A 17,158-nucleotide genomic window follows, 5' to 3' on the forward strand; every position below is an offset into this window, starting at 1 on the left:
CAGCGGAGCGCCCTTTTTTCGTTTCAAGCTACCGTCGACGTGTCAGCGATCCCGGGCTCACTCCGCGTCCGGCTGCACGCCCGGCGCCGCGCGCGCGAACGCGTCGAGTTGCATCGCGTGATCGTAGATGCGCTGGATCGTCGGAAACTTTGCGGTGTCGAGCTTGAAGCGCTGCGCGTTGAATACCTGCGGAATCAGGCACGCGTCGGCGAGTGTCGGTGCGTCGCCGAAACACAGTTTGCCGGTGCGCGCGTCGCCGGCAAGATGCGTCTCCAGCGTCGCGAAGCCCGCGTCGATCCAGTGCCGGTACCACGTGTCCTTCGCGTCGTCGTCGACTCGCAGCGTGTGCTTCAGATAGCGCAGCACGCGCAGATTGTTCAGCGGATGAATCTCGCACGCGACCTGCAGCGCCACCGAGCGCACATACGCGCGATCGAGCGGTGCCTTCGGTAGCAGCGGCGGCTCGGGATGCGTCTCCTCGAGATACTCGATGATCGCGAGCGACTGCGGCAGCAAATGACTGCCGTCGGCGAGCGTCGGCACGATGCCGTCGGGGTTGATCTTGCGATACTCGGGCTTCAGCTGCTCGCCGCCTTCGCGCACGAGGTGCACGGGTACGTAGTCGTACGACAGGTTCTTCACGTTCAGCGCGATGCGCACGCGATACGACGCCGAGCTACGGAAATAGCTGTAGAGCTTCATGTTGTCTGCCTCCTCCACCTGCACGCAAGCCGTCTCAGACGACGCGCACGCTGAACTCGCCGAGCCCGTCCACGCCGCCCTTCATCAGGTCACCCTTCACGACCGCGCCGACGCCTTCCGGCGTGCCGGTGAAAATCAGGTCGCCAGGCCGCAGTTCGAACAGCGTCGACAGATACGCGATCGTCTCGGCCACCGACCAGATCAGCTGCGACACATCCGCGCGCTGCTTGTCCTCGCCATTCACCGACAGCCAGATCTCGCCTTTGCCGATGTGACCGACCGTCGAAGCCGGATGGATCGGGCCGAGCGGCGCCGAGTGATCGAAGCCCTTGGCGGTATCCCACGGACGACCCATTTTCTTCGCTTCGCCTTGCAGGTCGCGGCGCGTCATGTCGAGACCGAGCGCGTAGCCGTAGACATGGTCGAGCGCGCGGTCGACGGGGATGTCTTTGCCGCCCTCGCCGATCGCCGCGACCATTTCCATTTCGAAATGGACGTTCCTGGTCTGCGACGGATACGGAAATTCGCCGGTCGTGCCCGGCGCGACGTACACGATCGCATCGGCCGGCTTCGTGAAGAAGAACGGCGGCTCGCGGTCCGGGTCGTGGCCCATTTCACGCGCGTGCGCCTCGTAGTTGCGCCCCACGCAGTAGATGCGGCGCACCGCGAACTGCTCGCCCGACCCCACGACCGGCACCGCGACCTGCGGTGCGGGTGCAAATACGTAACTCATCCCGTTCTCCGTTTTCCGATGTGCGCCGCCGAGGCGGCGAGAGACATCGAGTGTAACCCGCGGCACGGCGCGGAGGCGTGTCAGGCGGCCCGTCGCGCGCCACTGCGGGCCCGCTTCGTTGCTGTTCGCCCGCTCGCCATAGATGCGATACTCACACCGAACTGTTCCCCGAATGGCGTAGCGAACCGCCAGGCGCGGCACGCCACCCGCCTCTTGCGCACGATGACCGACTCCACCGATACCACTTCTCCCTTCCCCTGGGCCCGATTCATCAAGGAAATCGGCCGCGGCCCGAATGGCGCCCGCGCGCTGACCGCCGACGACACGCGCTCGCTCTACACCGCGATGCTCGACGGCCGCGTCGACGATCTCGAACTCGGCGCGGTGCTGCTCGCGTATCGCGTGAAAGGCGAAACCGCCGACGAACTCGCCGCGATGCTGGCCGCCGCGCATACGTCGTTCGAGCCGGTGCGGTTGCCGCACGGCGCGTTTCGGCCGGTGTCGATTCCGTCGTACAACGGCGCGCGCAAGCAGCCGAACCTCGTGCCGCTGCTCGCGCTGCTGCTCGCCCGCGAAGGCGTGCCGGTGCTGGTACACGGCGTCACCGAGGATCTGGGTCGGGTGACGAGCGCGGAAATCTTCACACATCTGCGCATCGCCCATGCGCAGTCGCACGCGCAGATCGAAGCTGGACTTGCGGAGCGCCGCGTCGCGTTCGCCTCGATCGACGTCCTGGCGCCCAAGCTCGCGCGCCTGCTCGCGCTGCGCCGGCGCATGGGCGTGCGCAATTCGACGCATACGCTCGTGAAGCTGCTGCAGCCGTTCGCGCCCGCGGGATTGCGGCTCGTGAACTACACGCATCCGCCGTATCGCGACAGTCTCACTCAGCTGTTCGTCACGCATCCCGATGCGGCCGTCGGCGGTGCGCTGCTCGCGCGCGGCACCGAAGGCGAGGCGGTCGCCGATACGCGCCGCCAGGTGCAGGTCGACTGGCTGCATGACGGCATCTGCGAGACGCGGCTGCCGCACGAGCGCTCGTCGCCCGATGCGCCCGAAGTCGAGCTGCCCGAAGCGCGCGACGCGGCGACCACGGCCGCCTGGATCGACGCCGTGCTGCGCGGCGAAGCGCCGGTGCCTGGCGCGCTCGAGCGGCAGGTCGAGCTGATCGTCGATATCGCGAAGACGGCGGCCTGACGGCCGCGGGTTGACAGGCCAACGCACGCCGTCATACATTTGGCCTCATGCGTTCCCTTCCGAACACCCTCCGAATTATCTCCGGCCGCCTGGCGCGGCCCCTATCGCTACACCTGGCGTAAGTCTCGCGTAGCGCCGCGCGCTGGCAGCTCCGGTTGCCGTCGGCGGTCCTCCCCGTAGTTCCCGCAGTTTCGCTTCACCCCCGTCGTAGTTCTCCACAACCTGTCGTCGTTTGCATTCGTCCGTTTACCGCGCGGACGATGCGAGAGGATCACATATACGTTGCATGGGCAGCATCCGCAGCGTGCATGCGTGAACAGTCGGCCAACCGCTCGACGTCCCCACCCTCCGCCGACGACACCACGAATGAGGCACCTCTCCATGTTGCGCAATCCCGCTGAAAAGTACCGCCCTTTTCCCGTCGTCCGGCTGACCGGCCGCAAATGGCCGAGTCGCACGGTCGACGCCGCACCCGTCTGGATGAGCACGGACCTGCGCGACGGCAATCAGGCGCTGATCGAACCGATGAACGCTGCGCAGAAACTCGAATACTTCGAGATGCTGGTCGCGATCGGTTTCAAGGAAATCGAAGTGGGCTTTCCGTCGGCGTCGCAGACCGATTTCGACTTCGTGCGCAAGCTGATCGACGAGCGACGCATTCCCGACGACGTCACGATCGAAGTCTTCGTGCCGTCGCGCGCGGAGCTGATCGCACGCACGTTCGACGCGCTCGAAGGCGCGCCGCGCGCGATCGTGCATCTGTACAACGCGATCTGCCCGTCGTTCCGGCGCATCGTGTTCCAGCAGTCGAAGGATGAGATCAAGGCGCTTGCCGTCGAAGGCACGGGCCTCATCAAGGAACACGCGCAGGCGCGGCCGGGCACGCGCTGGACCTTCCAGTACTCGCCCGAGACCTTCAACACGACCGAGCTGCCGTTCGCGCGCGAGGTGTGCGACGCGCTCGCGCAAACGTGGCGGCCTACGCGCGATCACAAGATGATCGTCAACCTGCCGGCAAGCGTCGAAGCGGCCACGCCGAACGTGTTCGCCGACCAGATCGAATGGATGCATCGCAACCTCGGTTACCGCGACAGCATCGTGCTGTCGGTGCATCCGCACAACGATCGCGGCACCGCCGTGGCCGCGGCGCAGCTCGCGCTGCTGGCGGGCGCGGATCGCATCGAAGGCTGTCTGTTCGGCAATGGCGAGCGCACCGGCAACGTCGATCTCGTCACAGTCGCGATGAATCTCGACGCGATGGGTATCGACAGCGGTCTGGATTTCTCGGATCTCGCGACGATCAGGCGCGTGGCGGAGCGCTGCACGCGGCTTCCGGTTGCGGCGCGGCATCCGTATGCGGGACAGGTAGCGATGCGCGGCACGCGCGAGGCGCGCGACGCGGATGCCGATATGGACGAGCACGGCGCAAACAGCCGCGACAAAGCTGGCGAATGCGCGACCGCGTGAATTCGCGTTGGGCCTCGAGCCTGCTGCAGCGGAGTGCACACCCGCATTCCGCTGCCGCTGGAGACGCGCTCACGAGGCGCGCCCGCCCGATGAGAATCTCACTCGAGCGCGCAACGGGTCGCCTGCCACGCGATCAGTCGCCACTGCCCGTCTTCGTGCGTGTGAATCGCGGTATAGGCAATCGGAAACAGGAGCGCGCCGTTATTCGCCTCCATCTCGATCAGCGCGCGGCCCGTGACGACGTAGGTCTCGCGCCCGGCCGGCAAGACATCCTGCGACTGCACCTCGATTTGCCGATAACGACGGCGCCCCGCGGTGATCCCGTCGATGAACTGCCGCTTCGTCTCGCGCTTGCCATTCGTATGGACGTAGCTCACGTTGTCCGCGAGCAGCGTGTCGAGCGACTGCCCATCGCCATCGACCATCGCGCGAAAACGCTCTCGCTCGAGCCCGCGAATCGCTTCGATCATCTTTGCCGCCATTGCAGAGCCCCTCGAACACCGCGAGCCGCAGGCGGCCACGGTCAGAAGTGATATTGCAAATATAGCTGGCTGAAATTTATACCAGGATTCGGCTCTTTGATACCGCCATTGGAGACATGCTGGAAGCGGTAGCCGGCGACATACTGCTCACGAGCGCCGAACTGCAACCCGACGCCCGCCATCTCGGCGAACTGGAACGAGGTGCCCAACGTGAAGTCGGAAGAAATGCGCGGGCTGGTCAGCAGCCGGACGCCGGCACCCACCTCGATGAATGGCCGCACCGAACCCGACGACCTGATGAAGCGGATCACCGGCGTCACGCCGATCTCGCCGATGTTGTCGTGAACGTTTCCTTCATTGGTGTGCCACCACGCGACATGCGCCTCGCCGAGCAGCGCGAAATGCCAGTCGCCGATCTGCCACCAGGTCAGGTTTGGATCCCAGACCACGCCGAGATCGAGCGTCCTGACGTGATGGTCGCCAACGCCGGCGGCCACCTGCACGCCGAACTGCTCAGCTTGGGACGCGCCCGCCGCGCTCAACAGCAGAACGAGCAGAACGGCAAACGTGCTTTTTAGAGTAAGCCCACGCACCACAAGATTCTGCCTGTTCATCCGCCCCCCATACTGCCGAGTATTAAGCGAGCGCCCCCTTTATTCCAGGCACGAATTCAGGAGCAAGTATTTCCCAGATAATGCCCATGATCAGCAATTATTCTCTTCAAAACCGGACGATATCAGTCAAACGTGAGCCTGCACCCGCTCCGGGCGGTACTTTGTACAGGTCCAACGCGCAGGGCAAATAGGGCGTATGATGGCTATCGGAAGTCAAAACTCAATAGGATTTTCTGGAACTCGGATACCCCTGCGACCTCTAAGTATTAGCACTCGGCAGATCTGAGTGCTAACATCCGTCGCTGGAGTCGTTTACTGAGTACGCAATTGTCTGATTCCAAAGGAGCTTCAAACGTGAGCCATGCAATGACCCTTCCGAGTACTTTGAGCCCGTCGTCGGCTAAGGCCGCTCCGGCAGGTGCACTGGCGCTCTCGCATTCCTCGCTGCTGTCCGGTCACTTGGGCAACATCGACGCCTACATCCAGGCGGTCAACCGGATTCCGATGCTGACGCCGGCGGAGGAACGCCAGTTCGCCACCGAATTGCGCGAACACGACAATCTGGAGGCTGCGCGCCGCCTGGTGCTGTCGCACCTGCGACTCGTCGTGTCCATCGCGCGTAACTACCTCGGTTACGGGTTGCCGCACGCCGATCTGATCCAGGAAGGCAACATCGGCCTGATGAAAGCGGTCAAGCGCTTCGATCCCGAACAAAACGTGCGCCTCGTGTCGTACGCGATGCACTGGATCAAGGCCGAGATCCACGAGTACATCCTGCGCAACTGGCGCATGGTGAAGGTCGCCACCACCAAGGCGCAGCGTAAGCTGTTCTTCAACCTGCGCAGCCACAAGCAGGGGCTTGGCGCGTTCACGCCGGACGAGATCGACGGTCTCGCGAAGGAGCTGAACGTGAAGCGCGAAGAGGTCGCGGAGATGGAGACGCGTCTGTCGGGCGGCGATATCGCGCTCGAAGGTCAGGTCGAAGACGGCGAGGAGTCGTACGCGCCAATCGCCTATCTGGCCGACTCGCATAGTGAGCCGACTGCCGTGCTGGCTTCGCGTCAGCGCGACCGGCTGCAAAGCGACGGCATCGCAAGCGCGCTCGACGCGCTCGATCCGCGCAGCCGCCGCATCATCGAAGCGCGCTGGCTGAAGGTGGCCGACGACGGCTCGGGCGGCTCCACGTTGCACGAGCTGGCCGACGAGTTCGGTGTCTCGGCCGAACGTATCCGCCAGATCGAAGCCAGCGCGATGAAGAAGATGCGCGGCGCGCTGACCGAATACGCGTAAAGCGTCGAAGCCATGCGCGCGTCAATTGTGTCCCGCCCATGACATACGTAAAAACGACACGCGTTAATCGGTCGCGCCATTTAGCGACCATCGCGCTCAAGCCCCGCCCTCGCAAGACGGCGGGGCTTTTTCATTCTTTTCGCCCTTTCTTGCGTCCCCGCGGCCGCGCATTCGCGTCGGCCTATCCGCAAGCCGGCCTGTCGAGGCCGGTAAGCGTTTCTTGACGTATCGCAAGTCCGGTAGCAATACTGCACAGACGCGGCAAGTTTCGCGACGTGTTGCCGCATGGCTAAACCTGAGCGCGCGAGGTTCACCTCCTACAATCGGCATGCATTCGCCAGACTGCCAGACGGCCAGACGGCCACGCGGTCTGGATCCAGCCGGACTCACCGGCGTGAAGTCGTCTTCGACCGATCATGACCATAGCCCTGAATCGCAGCAGCACTGTCCGGTCGCGCTTGCGCGGCCGGTTCACCAGGTGGGTGCGCGGTCCAACGCTGGCGCGCGATATCGCCATCATCCTCGCCATCAAGTTCGTGCTACTGATGGCGCTCAAGTACACATTCTTCAATCATCCACAGGCGCAGCACATGATGCTGCCGCCTGAGCAGGTCGCGCAGGCGCTGCTGTCGGTGCCCGCCCCGCATCCGTCTCGAGGTGATCAACATGCCCGTTAGCGAAGTCGTAGAACTGTCGCGGTTCCAGTTCGCCATCACGGCGCTTTATCACTTTCTGTTCGTGCCGCTCACGCTCGGTCTCGCCTGGCTGCTCGTCATCATGGAATCGGTCTACGTGATGACCGGCAAGCAGATCTACAAGGACATGACGCAGTTCTGGGGCAAGCTGTTTGGCATCAACTTTGCAATGGGCGTCGCGACCGGCCTCACGCTCGAGTTTCAGTTCGGCACCAACTGGGCTTATTACTCGCATTACGTCGGCGACATTTTCGGCGTGCCGCTCGCCGTCGAAGGGTTGATGGCGTTCTTCCTCGAATCGACGTTCGTCGGTCTGTTCTTTTTCGGCTGGAACAGATTGTCAAAAATCCAGCATCTGATCGTCACGTTCTGTGTCGCGCTCGGTTCGAACCTGTCGGCGCTGTGGATTCTGATTGCCAACGGCTGGATGAACAATCCGGTCGGCGCGAAGTTCAACTATCAGACGATGCGCATGGAGCTCGACAGCATCAGCTCGGTGATCTTCAACCCGGTTGCACAGGTCAAGTTCGTGCACACGGTATCAGCTGGATACGTGACCGCGGCGATGTTCGTACTCGGCGTGTCGTCGTGGTATCTGTTGAAGCGCCGCGACACCGAGTTCGCGCTGCGCTCGTTCGCGATCGCCGCCGGCTTCGGCCTCGCGTCGGCGCTGTGCGTGATCGTGCTGGGCGACGAATCCGGCTATCGCACCGGTGAAGTCCAGCAGATCAAGCTCGCCGCGATCGAATCCGAATGGGAGACCGCGCCCGCGCCCGCACCGTTCACGATATTTGGCATCCCCAATCAGAAAGAGCAACGCACCGACTATGCGATCCGTGTGCCGTACGCGCTCGGCATTATCGCGACCCGCTCGCTCGACGAACCCGTGGTCGGCCTGCGCGACCTGATCGCCCAAAACGAAGGTCGCATCAAGGACGGCATGCTCGCCTATTCGGCGTTGCAGCGGTTAAAAGGCGGCGACTCCAGCGACGAGGCGCATGCGGAGTTCGACAAGTACAAGGACGATCTCGGCTACGCCCTGCTGCTCAAGCGGTTCACGCCGAACGTCATCGACGCGACGCCAGACCAGATCGCCGCGGCGGCAAGAAGCACGGTTCCGCCGGTGCTGCCGCTGTTCTTCTCGTTCCGCATGATGGTCGGCCTTGGCCTGCTGTTCCTCGCCACCTTCGTGCTCGCCTTCTGGTTCTGCGCGCAGCGCACGTTGCTGCTCGAAAGGCGTCGCTGGTTTCTGCGCTGGGCGGTCATCGCGATTCCGCTGCCTTGGCTCGCCGCCGAGCTCGGCTGGATCGTCGCGGAAATGGGCCGCCAGCCGTGGAGCATCGCGGGCATTCTGCCGACCAACCTGGCCGCGTCGACGCTGACGCCGCGCGATCTGTATCTGAGCATCGGCGGCTTCGTGCTGTTCTACACGGGGCTGTTCGTCATCGAGATCATGCTGATGTTCAAGTACGCGCGGCTCGGCCCTTCGTCGCTGCATACGGGCCGCTATCACCACGAGATCGGACAGCCGGTGACGCAGCCACTGTCGAACACGGCCGCATGATGCACCGCTGCACCGCCCCGGAGGAGAAACCCATATGGACTACGCAGTTCTCAGACTGATCTGGTGGGTATTGATAGGTGTACTGCTGATCGTCTTCGCGCTCACCGACGGCTTCGACATGGGCGCGGCGATCCTGCTGCCGTTCATCGCCAACACTGACTCCGAGCGACGCATCGTCGTGAACACGGTCGGCGCGACGTGGGAAGGCAACCAGGTCTGGCTCGTGACCGCGGCCGCCGCGATGTTCGCCGCGTGGCCGCTCGCCTACGCGGCATCCTTCTCGGGATTCTACTTCGCGATGCTGCTCGTGCTGTTCGCGCTGTTCTTCCGTCCGGTCGGCTTCGACTATCGCGGCAAGCGCGAGGATCCGCGCTGGCGCAACGCGTGGGACTGGGGCCTCTTTATCGGCGGCTTCGTGCCGGCGCTGGTGTTCGGTGTCGCGTTCGGCAATCTGCTGCAAGGCGTGCCGTTTTCGTTCGATACCGATCTGCGCGTCACCTATCACGGCAGCTTCTTCGGCCTGCTCAATCCGTTTGCGCTGCTGACGGGACTCGTCAGCGTGTCGATGCTGGCCGCGCACGGCGCCGCGTTCGTCAAGTGGAAGACCGATGGGGTGGTTCACGAGCGCGCGTCGAAGGCGCTGCGGCTCGCGGCGCTGTGCACGGTGGTGTTGTTTCTCGTCGCGGGTGCGCTCGTCGCGACGATGATCGGCGGCTATCAGATCGTCGACGCGCCGCCGCTCGACGCCGTCTCCAATCCGTTGATGAAGACCGTGATCGGCGCGCCGGGTTTGTGGCTGAACAACTACGCGCTCTACCCGTGGATGGCGGTTGCGCCGCTCGCGGGTCTCCTCGGCGGGGTGCTCGCGGTGCTGCTCGCGCGTTCGCGCTTCGAGGCGACGGCGTTTCTGTCGACGTCGTTGATGATCGTCGGCGTGATCTTGACCGCGGGCTTCTCGATGTTCCCGTTCATCATGCCATCGTCACTCGACGGCCGCAGCAGCCTGACCATGTGGGATTCGACGTCGAGCCGCATGACGCTCGAGATCATGCTGTTCGCCGTCATCGTGTTCCTGCCGATCATTCTGCTCTATACGGGCTGGGTGTATCGCGTGATGCGCGGCAAGGTGACCGCCGCGGCGATCAAGGAAAACCACCATTCGATGTATTGACCGGCACGACGCTTCAACAGAAAACAGGAGTTGGCGATGTGGTATTTCAGCTGGATTCTCGGCGTTGGCGTCGCGCTGGCGTTCGGTGTCGTCAATGTGATGTGGCTCGAATCGCGCGAGGTGGCGCGCTCGGCAAAGCGGGGGACTCGCTAGGGTCTGTTTACATATGGAACGCACGTGCGTTGCCGCGAGAAGGGCCGCTCGCAAGGACTGCGACGCCGCGAATACTCGACGTATTCGCAAGGAGCATGACGCAGCGAGCGGCCCTTCTCGCGGCAACCCCAGTTCTGAATTTCATTCCAGGGGAATGCCCGCTATCGGCCGCATGGCGGCGTCGTGCGTCGCTCACGTGGCGCGGCCACGCAGCGCTCCTTACTCCTTGCCCTGCGGCCGATAGCGGGCATTCGCACGTGCGTTCCATATGTAAACAGACCCTAGGCGCCACGCTCTGGTCGTAAACGCGAAAGCGGCACCTTGGGACCAGGTGCCGCTTTTTTATTGGCGTGCTGCGATCGCCGTGCAACTCAACAGCGCTCGACAGCCATCAACCGATCACGCCGGCACCGGCGCCGCGCCCGCGCCGCCGCCTTGCGACGACAGGCGCTCGGCCAGCTTCTGCGCATAGCGCTGCGCGGCCTCGCCGACGACGATATGGAACGTGTCGGTCGACACCCACGCGGTATCGAGCGTCGCGAGGCGCTGACGATCGACCGCCGACGGATCGCGCACGACTACCCGCAGACGCGTCGCCGCGACCGCATCGAGCGACACCACGTTGCCCGCGCCGCCGAGCACGGCGAGCCAGCGCAGCGGATCGGGATCGAGCGGACCGCCTTGCGCGTCATCGGCGTGCCCAGCGTTTCGCGCGACCGGCGCGGCAGCGGTAGCCGCCGCGGCAGCAGCCGGCGCCGATACAGCAGCACCCGCCACCTTCACCGCGTCGCCCTGACCCTGCGCGATCGCCGTACGCATCTCATCGGCGATGATGTCCGCCTCCGGTCCGATGATCACCTGCACGTTGTTCGCGCCGCGCTTGAGCACACCGCGCGCACCGATCGACTTCAGTTCGCTTTCGGAGACCTTGTCCGTATTGACGACAGACAGACGCAGACGCGTCGTGCACGCATCCACGACCGACAGATTCGCCGCGCCACCGAGCGCCGCGATATAGCGCTGCGCACGCGGCACGGCCGCACCAGCCGCTGGCGCGACGAAACCGCCCGCCGCGAACGACTCGATCTGCTCGTCGGCAGCGGCGGGCTCACGGCCCGGCGTCGCCATGTTGAACTTACGGATGAAGAAGCGGAACAGACCGTAGTACACGACCGAGTACACGATGCCGAGCGGAATCGCCCACCAGCCCTTCGTCGACAGACCGAAGTTCAGCACGTAGTCGATGAAGCCCGCCGAGAACGTGAAGCCGAGGTGAATCCCGAGCGCCGAGCAGATCGCGAGCGACAGACCCGTCAGAAGCGCGTGGATCGCATACAGCACCGGCGCGAGGAACATGAAGCTGAACTCGATCGGCTCGGTCACACCGGTCAGGAACGACGTGAGCGCCATCGAGAACAGCAGGCCGAACACCATCGCGCGACGCTCTTTCGGCGCCTCGTGATACATCGCGAGACACGCGGCCGGCAGGCCGAACATCATCACCGGGAAGAAGCCGGTCATGAAGGTGCCCGCGGTCGGATCGCCAGCGAAGAAGCGGTGCAGGTCGCCCGTGACGGGCGCACCGCCCGCCGGCGTGAAGGTGCCGAACACGAACCACGTCAGCGAGTTGAGGATGTGATGCAAGCCCGTGACGAGCAGCAGCCGGTTCAGCACGCCGAACACGAAGGCGCCGAGCGCGCCGGCCGTCGTGAGCCAGTGGCCGGCCACGTCGATCGCGTTCTGCACCGGCTCCCACACATGCCCGAATACGATGCCTAGCACCACGCAGACCACCCCTGTCACGATCGGCACGAAGCGTTTGCCGCCGAAGAACGCCAGGTAGTCGGGCAGCTTGATGTCCTTGTAGCGGTTGTACAGCAGCCCCGCGACGATGCCCGCGATGATCCCCGACAGCACGCCCATGTTGAGCTTGTCGTTGATGTCCTTCATCACCGCGATCTGCACCAGATAGCCGATCGCGCCAGCCAGACCCGCGACGCCGTTGTTGTCTTTCGCGAAGCCGACCGCCACGCCGATCGCGAACAGGAGCGGCAGGTTGTCGAAGATCGCGCCGCCCGCATCGGCGATCATCTTGATGTTGAACACGTCGGGCTGGCCGAGCCGCAGCAACAGGCCGGCCACCGGTAGCACCGCGATCGGCAGCATCAGCGCGCGTCCCAGGCGCTGAATCTTCAGAAACGGATTTCCATCCATCGGTATCTCCAATTTTGTCTCGTAGGGGTAGGTCTTGGTTGAGTGGTGCAGCTGTACGGAGAATCGCGCCGCGCGTGAAGGCAGACGTGCTGCCGGGCGCACGGCGTGCGGCTTCTCAAATTCGCTAGTGTTTCAATCGAGGGGCCACGTGGCGCGGCTTGCGGCTCTGACCGCCTGCGCCGAGTCGAGCGCTAGCGCATCGCGGGCGCGCTGGCGACACAGCTGATAGTCGAGCGTGCGCACGCGGGCCTTGATGCCTGGCACGGAGACCGGATCGACCGACAGCTCGGTCACACCGAGGCCCACCAGCAGCGGCATCGCAAGCGGGTCGCCGGCGAGCGCGCCGCACACGCCGACCCATTTGCCGTGCTTCGCGGCACCTTCGACGGTCGCCGCGATCAGGCGCAGCACCGCCGGATGCAGGCCGTCCGCCTGCGCCGCCAGATCGGGCTGGCAGCGGTCCATCGCGAGCGTGTATTGGGTCAGGTCGTTGGTGCCGATCGACAGGAAATCGGCGTGCTGCGCGAGCTGATCGGCGAGCAATGCAGCCGACGGCACTTCGATCATCACGCCAACTTCGACCGGCTCCGATCTACCCGCTTCGCGTGCAAGCTCGTCGATACGCTTGCGGATGCGGATCAGTTCACCCGCATCGGTGACCATCGGCAGCAGGATGCGCACGGCGCCGACCGGACGCACCGCGAGCAGGCCACGCAACTGGTCGTCGAGCAGATCGGGGCGCACCTGCGCGAGGCGCACGCCGCGCAGGCCGAGTGCGGGGTTCGGCTCGGGCGGCAGCGTCAGATAATCGACTTCCTTGTCCGCGCCGACGTCGAGCGTGCGGATGATCGCGGCGCGGCCGCGCAACGCATCGACGATCGCCTGATAGCTGTGGCGATGCTCGTCCGCGCTCGGCGCGGCCGGGCGGTGGATGAACAGCAGCTCGGTGCGCAGCAGGCCGACCGCGTCCGCGCCGTTGTCGACCGCGGCGTTCGCGTCGTCGAGTGTGGCGATGTTGGCGGCCACTTCGATCGCGCGGCCGTCGGCGGTCGCCGCTGCCTGCTGCGAGGTTTGGCGATTCGCTTCGCGCACGTCGGCGAGGCGGCTGCGTTCGCGTCGCGCGCGTTCGACGTCGAGTTCGGTCGGCGCGAATTCGAGCCGGCCGGTGCTCGCGTTCACCACCACCTGAGTGCCCTCGGGTATCGCATGCAACGCGTCGCCGAGCGCGACCAGCGCCGGAATGCCCGCCTGACGCGCGAGAATCGCCGCGTGCGAGGTCGCGCCGCCGCGTGCCATCACGAGCGCGGTCACGCGCGTGCGATCGAGCGACGACAGATCCGACGGTGTGAATTCGTCGGCCGCTAGCACCGCCTCGTCCGGCAGGGTGCGAGCCGCGCTGCTCGTGTAGCCGAGCGCGCGCTGCACGCGCTTTTCGATGTCGCGCAGATCGGCGGCCCGCTCGGCGAGCAGTGCGTCCTCCACATTGCTCAGGATGCCTACTTGCGCGCGGATCGCTTCGCGCCACGCAAAACCGGCGCTCTTGCCGAGGCTGATCAGATCGCGCGCGGCGTCGAGCAGTGTCGGATCTTCGAGCAGCACGCGATGCACCGCGAAAATCCCCGCCTCGCCGACCGAGCCGCGTTGCGACGCATCGCGCACGATCGTGTCGAGATCGGCGTCGACGGTCGCGATCGCCTTGTCGAGCAGACGGCTTTCCGCCGCCGACGTGCCGCTCGCCTGCTCCGGCGGCTCGAGATCCGCGTCGTCCCAGCGCACCAGCTTGCCGAGCGCGATGCCCGGCGCGGCGCACACGCCCGCGAGCGTGTTCGGCGCGAGCGGCTCGCCCGCGGCGGGCGCCGCAACGACTGCCGCTGGCCGCGCCGCTTTCTGTTCGCGCTTCGGTTCGACCTCGCCGTGCGCTTCGCGCGTCAGTTCGTCAGCGATTGCATCGACCGCCGCCTGCGCGTGCGGACCGACGCCGAGCAACTCGACGCTTGCGCCTTCGCCGGCACCGAGTCCAAGCAGACCCACCACGCTTTCGATCGACGCCTTGCGCCCGTCGTAGCGCACCTCGACCCGTGCGTCGAAGCCGCGCGCCGCTTCGCGCGCCCGCGCCGCGGGCCGCGCATGCAGGCCGCCCGCGTGCGTCAGCGTGATCTGCCGGCGCGCTTCGTCCATCACGTGCGCGGCGCTCGCCTCGCGCACCGCGTCGTGGCTGACGCCCTCGCGCGCGCGCAGTACCAGCAGCGTCGTTTCGCCGGCCTTGACATGCCCGTTCGGCGCCCGCTCGATGACCTCGAACGCATCCGAATTCGCAATCGCGATCACCGAGACGAGGCTCGGCGCATTCAGCGCGATCTGGTCCAGATCGAACTCGATCAGCACGTCACCGGCGCGCACCTGCGCGCCCTGCTCGACCATCGGCGCAAAACCCTTGCCGTTCAGTCCGACCGTGTCGATACCGATATGCAGCAGAATCTGCGCGCCCTCGGCGCTCTCGAGCGTTACCGCGTGGCCGGTGCGCGCGAGATGCGTGACGACGCCGTCGCATGGCGCGACGAGCCGACCCTCGAGCGGATCGACGCCGATGCCGTCGCCGAACATGCCGCCCGAAAACACCGGGTCCGGCACCTTCGCGAGCGGCACGACCGGGCCGGTCAGCGGTGCAAGCAAAACAATGTGATTCTCGGAATGGCTCATCAGGTTGGACTTCTCGACACGTCGCATCGTCATTCTCATCAGTGAGTTTCGGTGACTTTGTTGAGATGGCGAGGCGCGTCGGGATTGCGCCCGCGCGCGGCGGCAAGATCCGCGGCCATCACGTAAAAGGACAGGATGGCGGCGATCGGATCGAGCGCTGCGTGTGCGGTGGCGACGAGCGGCAGCGAGGCTTGCGTGACGTCATCGGGCGCCGCGAGCAGCACGCGCGCGCCGCGCGCGCTCATGTCGTGCGCGAGCTGCAGCAGACCCGCCTGCTCCGGGCCACGCGGCGCGAACACGAGCAGCGGATAGTCGCGGTCGATCAGCTCCATCGGACCATGACGCACTTCCGCGCTCGAAAACGCTTCGGCCTGGATGCCGGAAGTTTCCTTCAGCTTCAGCGCGGCTTCCTGCGCGATCGCGAGGCCAAGACCACGGCCAATCACGATCATCCGTTCGATACCGCGCAACTCGTTCACGGCCATCGACCAGTCGAGCCGGCCCGCGCGTTCCAGCGCGTCGGGCAGCGTATTCAGTCCATCGAGCAACTCGGCGTCGTTCTGCCAATGCGCAACCAGCTGCGCGGAGATCGACAGCATGGCGATGTAGCTCTTGGTCGCCGCGACGCTCAGCTCGGGACCGGCTACGAGCGGCAGATGCCATTCGCACGCGTCGGCGAGCGGCGAGCTCGGTGCGTTCACGGCGGCGACCGTCAATGCGCCGGCCGCGCGCAACGCGTTCATCGTGCCGACGAGGTCGGGGCTCTTGCCCGATTGCGAAAACGCGAGCGCAAGCTGGTCGCGCACCTGCAGCGGCGCCTGCTGCAGCGTCGCGACCGACATCGGCAGCGACGCGACCGGCACGCCGAGGCGGCTCATCGTCAGGGATGCAAAGTAGCTGGCGGCATGGTCCGAGCTGCCGCGCGCGACGGTCAGCGCGACATGGCGCGGCTGTTGCGCGAGCTTCGCGGCGAGCGCCGCGACGCGCGAGGTGTCCTTGAGCTGCTCGGCTACTGTTGCGGCGGACGCGAGCGCTTCCTTAAGCATATTCGACAATGGCTTCTCCTTCGACGTAGGTCGCGCTCAGCGCCAGCTCGCGGTCGAATACGACCACGTCGGCCCACGCACCGCGCGCGATGCGGCCGCGGTCCTCGATGCCGAGATAGTCGGCGGCGTAGCGTGACAAACGGTGGGATACATCGGCGATCGGCAGGCCGATCGAGACGAGATTGCGCAGCGCCTGATCCATCGTCAGCGTGCTGCCCGCGAGCGTGCCGTCGGCCAGACGTACGCCGCCGAGGCACTTGGTTACGTGCTGGCTGCCGAGGCGATATTCGCCGTCGGGCATGCCGGTAGCCGACGTGCTGTCCGTCACCACATACAGGCGCGGAATCGCGCGCAGCGCGGTGCGGATCGCCCCCGGATGCACGTGCAGCAGGTCGGGAATGATTTCGGCGTATTCGGCGTGCGCAAGCGCAGCGCCGACGAGGCCAGGGTTGCGGTGATGCAGCGGCGACATCGCGTTGAACAGATGCGTGAAGCCGCACGCGCCGTGCTTGAGCGCGGCGACCGCGTCGTCGTAGGTGCCGAGCGAATGGCCGAGCTGCACGCGTACGCCGCGCGCCGCCATCTCGGAGATGATCTCCATGTGGCCGGCGATCTCGGGCGCCAGCGTGACGACGCGGATCGGCGCGATCGACAGATACCTGAGCACCTCGTCCAACACCGCCGATACCGCCGCGTCGGGCTGCGCGCCGAGCTTGCCGGGGTTGATGTACGGTCCTTCCAGATGCACGCCGAGCACGCGCGCGCAACCCGGCGTGCGCACCCGCGTGACGTTGCCGAGCCCGGCGACGACGTTCATCAGCTCGTCGCGCGGCGCGGTCATGGTCGTTGCGAGCAGGCTCGTGGTGCCGTAGCGCGCATGCGTGCGGGTGATCGTTTCGATCGCGTCGCCAGCTTCCATCACGTCGGCGCCGCCACCGCCATGCACGTGCAGATCGATGAAGCCGGGCAGGATGTACGGTGCGTCGTTCGTCGTCGGATCGACGCGCTCGCCGGACAGCGTCGTGATGCGGCCGTTTTCGTATTCGAGCGTGCCGTGGATCCACCCTTCGGTGGTGAGTATGTTTCCGGTCAGCATGAGTCTCTCTGGTGCGTGATACGTATGCGGCAAATGG

At 65.5% G+C, this 17,158-nt stretch carries 14 protein-coding genes and 1 pseudogene; 7 read left to right on the forward strand and 8 right to left on the reverse strand.

The window, feature by feature from the left end:
* Positions 1–57: 57 nt before the first annotated feature.
* Both maiA and F6X37_RS20865 read right to left on the reverse strand, forming a co-directional pair.
* On the reverse strand, positions 58–702 hold the full coding sequence (gene maiA / locus F6X37_RS20860; RefSeq protein ID WP_187612612.1) for a maleylacetoacetate isomerase: 645 nt from the start codon (positions 700–702) through the stop codon (positions 58–60).
* Positions 703–736: 34 nt separating this feature from the next.
* Positions 737–1,435, reverse strand: coding sequence for a fumarylacetoacetate hydrolase family protein (locus tag F6X37_RS20865; RefSeq protein ID WP_090802924.1), 699 nt, complete (start codon positions 1,433–1,435; stop codon positions 737–739).
* 222 nt (positions 1,436–1,657) lie between these two features.
* Here F6X37_RS20865 and ybiB point away from each other — a divergent pair, with 222 nt between their 5' ends.
* Both ybiB and F6X37_RS20875 read left to right on the forward strand, forming a co-directional pair.
* Entirely contained in the window at positions 1,658–2,629 is a 972-nt protein-coding gene (ybiB, locus tag F6X37_RS20870) for a DNA-binding protein YbiB (RefSeq protein ID WP_187612613.1), read from the forward strand.
* Positions 2,630–3,010: 381 nt separating this feature from the next.
* A pseudogene (locus F6X37_RS20875) lies at positions 3,011–3,997 on the forward strand (2-isopropylmalate synthase); the annotation flags it as partial.
* Between the two features lie 197 nt (positions 3,998–4,194).
* Here F6X37_RS20875 and F6X37_RS20880 read toward each other — a convergent pair.
* Complete coding sequence (locus F6X37_RS20880) at positions 4,195–4,578, reverse strand: nuclear transport factor 2 family protein (protein ID WP_008921685.1); 384 nt, start codon at positions 4,576–4,578, stop codon at positions 4,195–4,197.
* A gap of 41 nt (positions 4,579–4,619) precedes the next feature.
* Positions 4,620–5,192 (reverse strand): acyloxyacyl hydrolase, encoded by a 573-nt coding sequence (locus F6X37_RS20885; RefSeq protein ID WP_187612615.1) that lies wholly within the window; start codon positions 5,190–5,192, stop codon positions 4,620–4,622.
* Positions 5,193–5,546: 354 nt separating this feature from the next.
* On the opposite strand from F6X37_RS20885, the gene rpoH reads away from it, so the two are divergent.
* From rpoH to cydX, 5 genes are all read left to right on the forward strand, one after another.
* A complete protein-coding gene (gene rpoH / locus F6X37_RS20890) occupies positions 5,547–6,482 on the forward strand; it encodes an RNA polymerase sigma factor RpoH (RefSeq protein ID WP_090802918.1) in 936 nt (311 codons plus the stop codon).
* 416 nt (positions 6,483–6,898) lie between these two features.
* A complete protein-coding gene (gene cydP, locus F6X37_RS20895) occupies positions 6,899–7,159 on the forward strand; it encodes a cytochrome oxidase putative small subunit CydP (RefSeq protein ID WP_018419327.1) in 261 nt (86 codons plus the stop codon).
* Complete coding sequence (locus F6X37_RS20900) at positions 7,149–8,741, forward strand: cytochrome ubiquinol oxidase subunit I (RefSeq protein ID WP_187612616.1); 1,593 nt, start codon at positions 7,149–7,151, stop codon at positions 8,739–8,741. Before cydP ends, F6X37_RS20900 begins: the two co-directional genes overlap by 11 nt.
* A gap of 34 nt (positions 8,742–8,775) precedes the next feature.
* Entirely contained in the window at positions 8,776–9,912 is a 1,137-nt protein-coding gene (cydB, locus tag F6X37_RS20905; protein ID WP_187612617.1) for a cytochrome d ubiquinol oxidase subunit II, read from the forward strand.
* 36 nt (positions 9,913–9,948) lie between these two features.
* Positions 9,949–10,065 carry a cytochrome bd-I oxidase subunit CydX gene (gene cydX / locus F6X37_RS20910; protein WP_184062516.1) on the forward strand — a complete coding sequence of 39 codons (117 nt, stop codon included), beginning with the start codon at positions 9,949–9,951 and terminating at the stop codon, positions 10,063–10,065.
* Positions 10,066–10,464: 399 nt separating this feature from the next.
* Here the strand turns inward: cydX and nagE are convergent, their stop codons facing one another.
* From nagE to nagA, 4 genes are all read right to left on the reverse strand, one after another.
* Entirely contained in the window at positions 10,465–12,279 is a 1,815-nt protein-coding gene (gene nagE, locus F6X37_RS20915; RefSeq protein ID WP_187612618.1) for an N-acetylglucosamine-specific PTS transporter subunit IIBC, read from the reverse strand.
* 132 nt (positions 12,280–12,411) lie between these two features.
* Positions 12,412–15,006 (reverse strand): phosphoenolpyruvate--protein phosphotransferase, encoded by a 2,595-nt coding sequence (gene ptsP / locus F6X37_RS20920; protein WP_187612642.1) that lies wholly within the window; start codon positions 15,004–15,006, stop codon positions 12,412–12,414.
* A gap of 11 nt (positions 15,007–15,017) precedes the next feature.
* Positions 15,018–16,034, reverse strand: a complete 1,017-nt coding sequence (locus tag F6X37_RS20925; protein WP_187612619.1) for an SIS domain-containing protein — start codon at positions 16,032–16,034, stop codon at positions 15,018–15,020.
* A complete protein-coding gene (nagA, locus tag F6X37_RS20930) occupies positions 16,018–17,121 on the reverse strand; it encodes an N-acetylglucosamine-6-phosphate deacetylase (RefSeq protein WP_090802908.1) in 1,104 nt (367 codons plus the stop codon). The genes F6X37_RS20925 and nagA overlap by 17 nt, the downstream gene beginning before the upstream one ends.
* Positions 17,122–17,158: the final 37 nt, after the last annotated feature.

The organism is Paraburkholderia sp. 31.1 (assembly GCF_014397645.1).
In the GTDB taxonomy this organism is placed as follows: domain Bacteria; phylum Pseudomonadota; class Gammaproteobacteria; order Burkholderiales; family Burkholderiaceae; genus Paraburkholderia; species Paraburkholderia tuberum.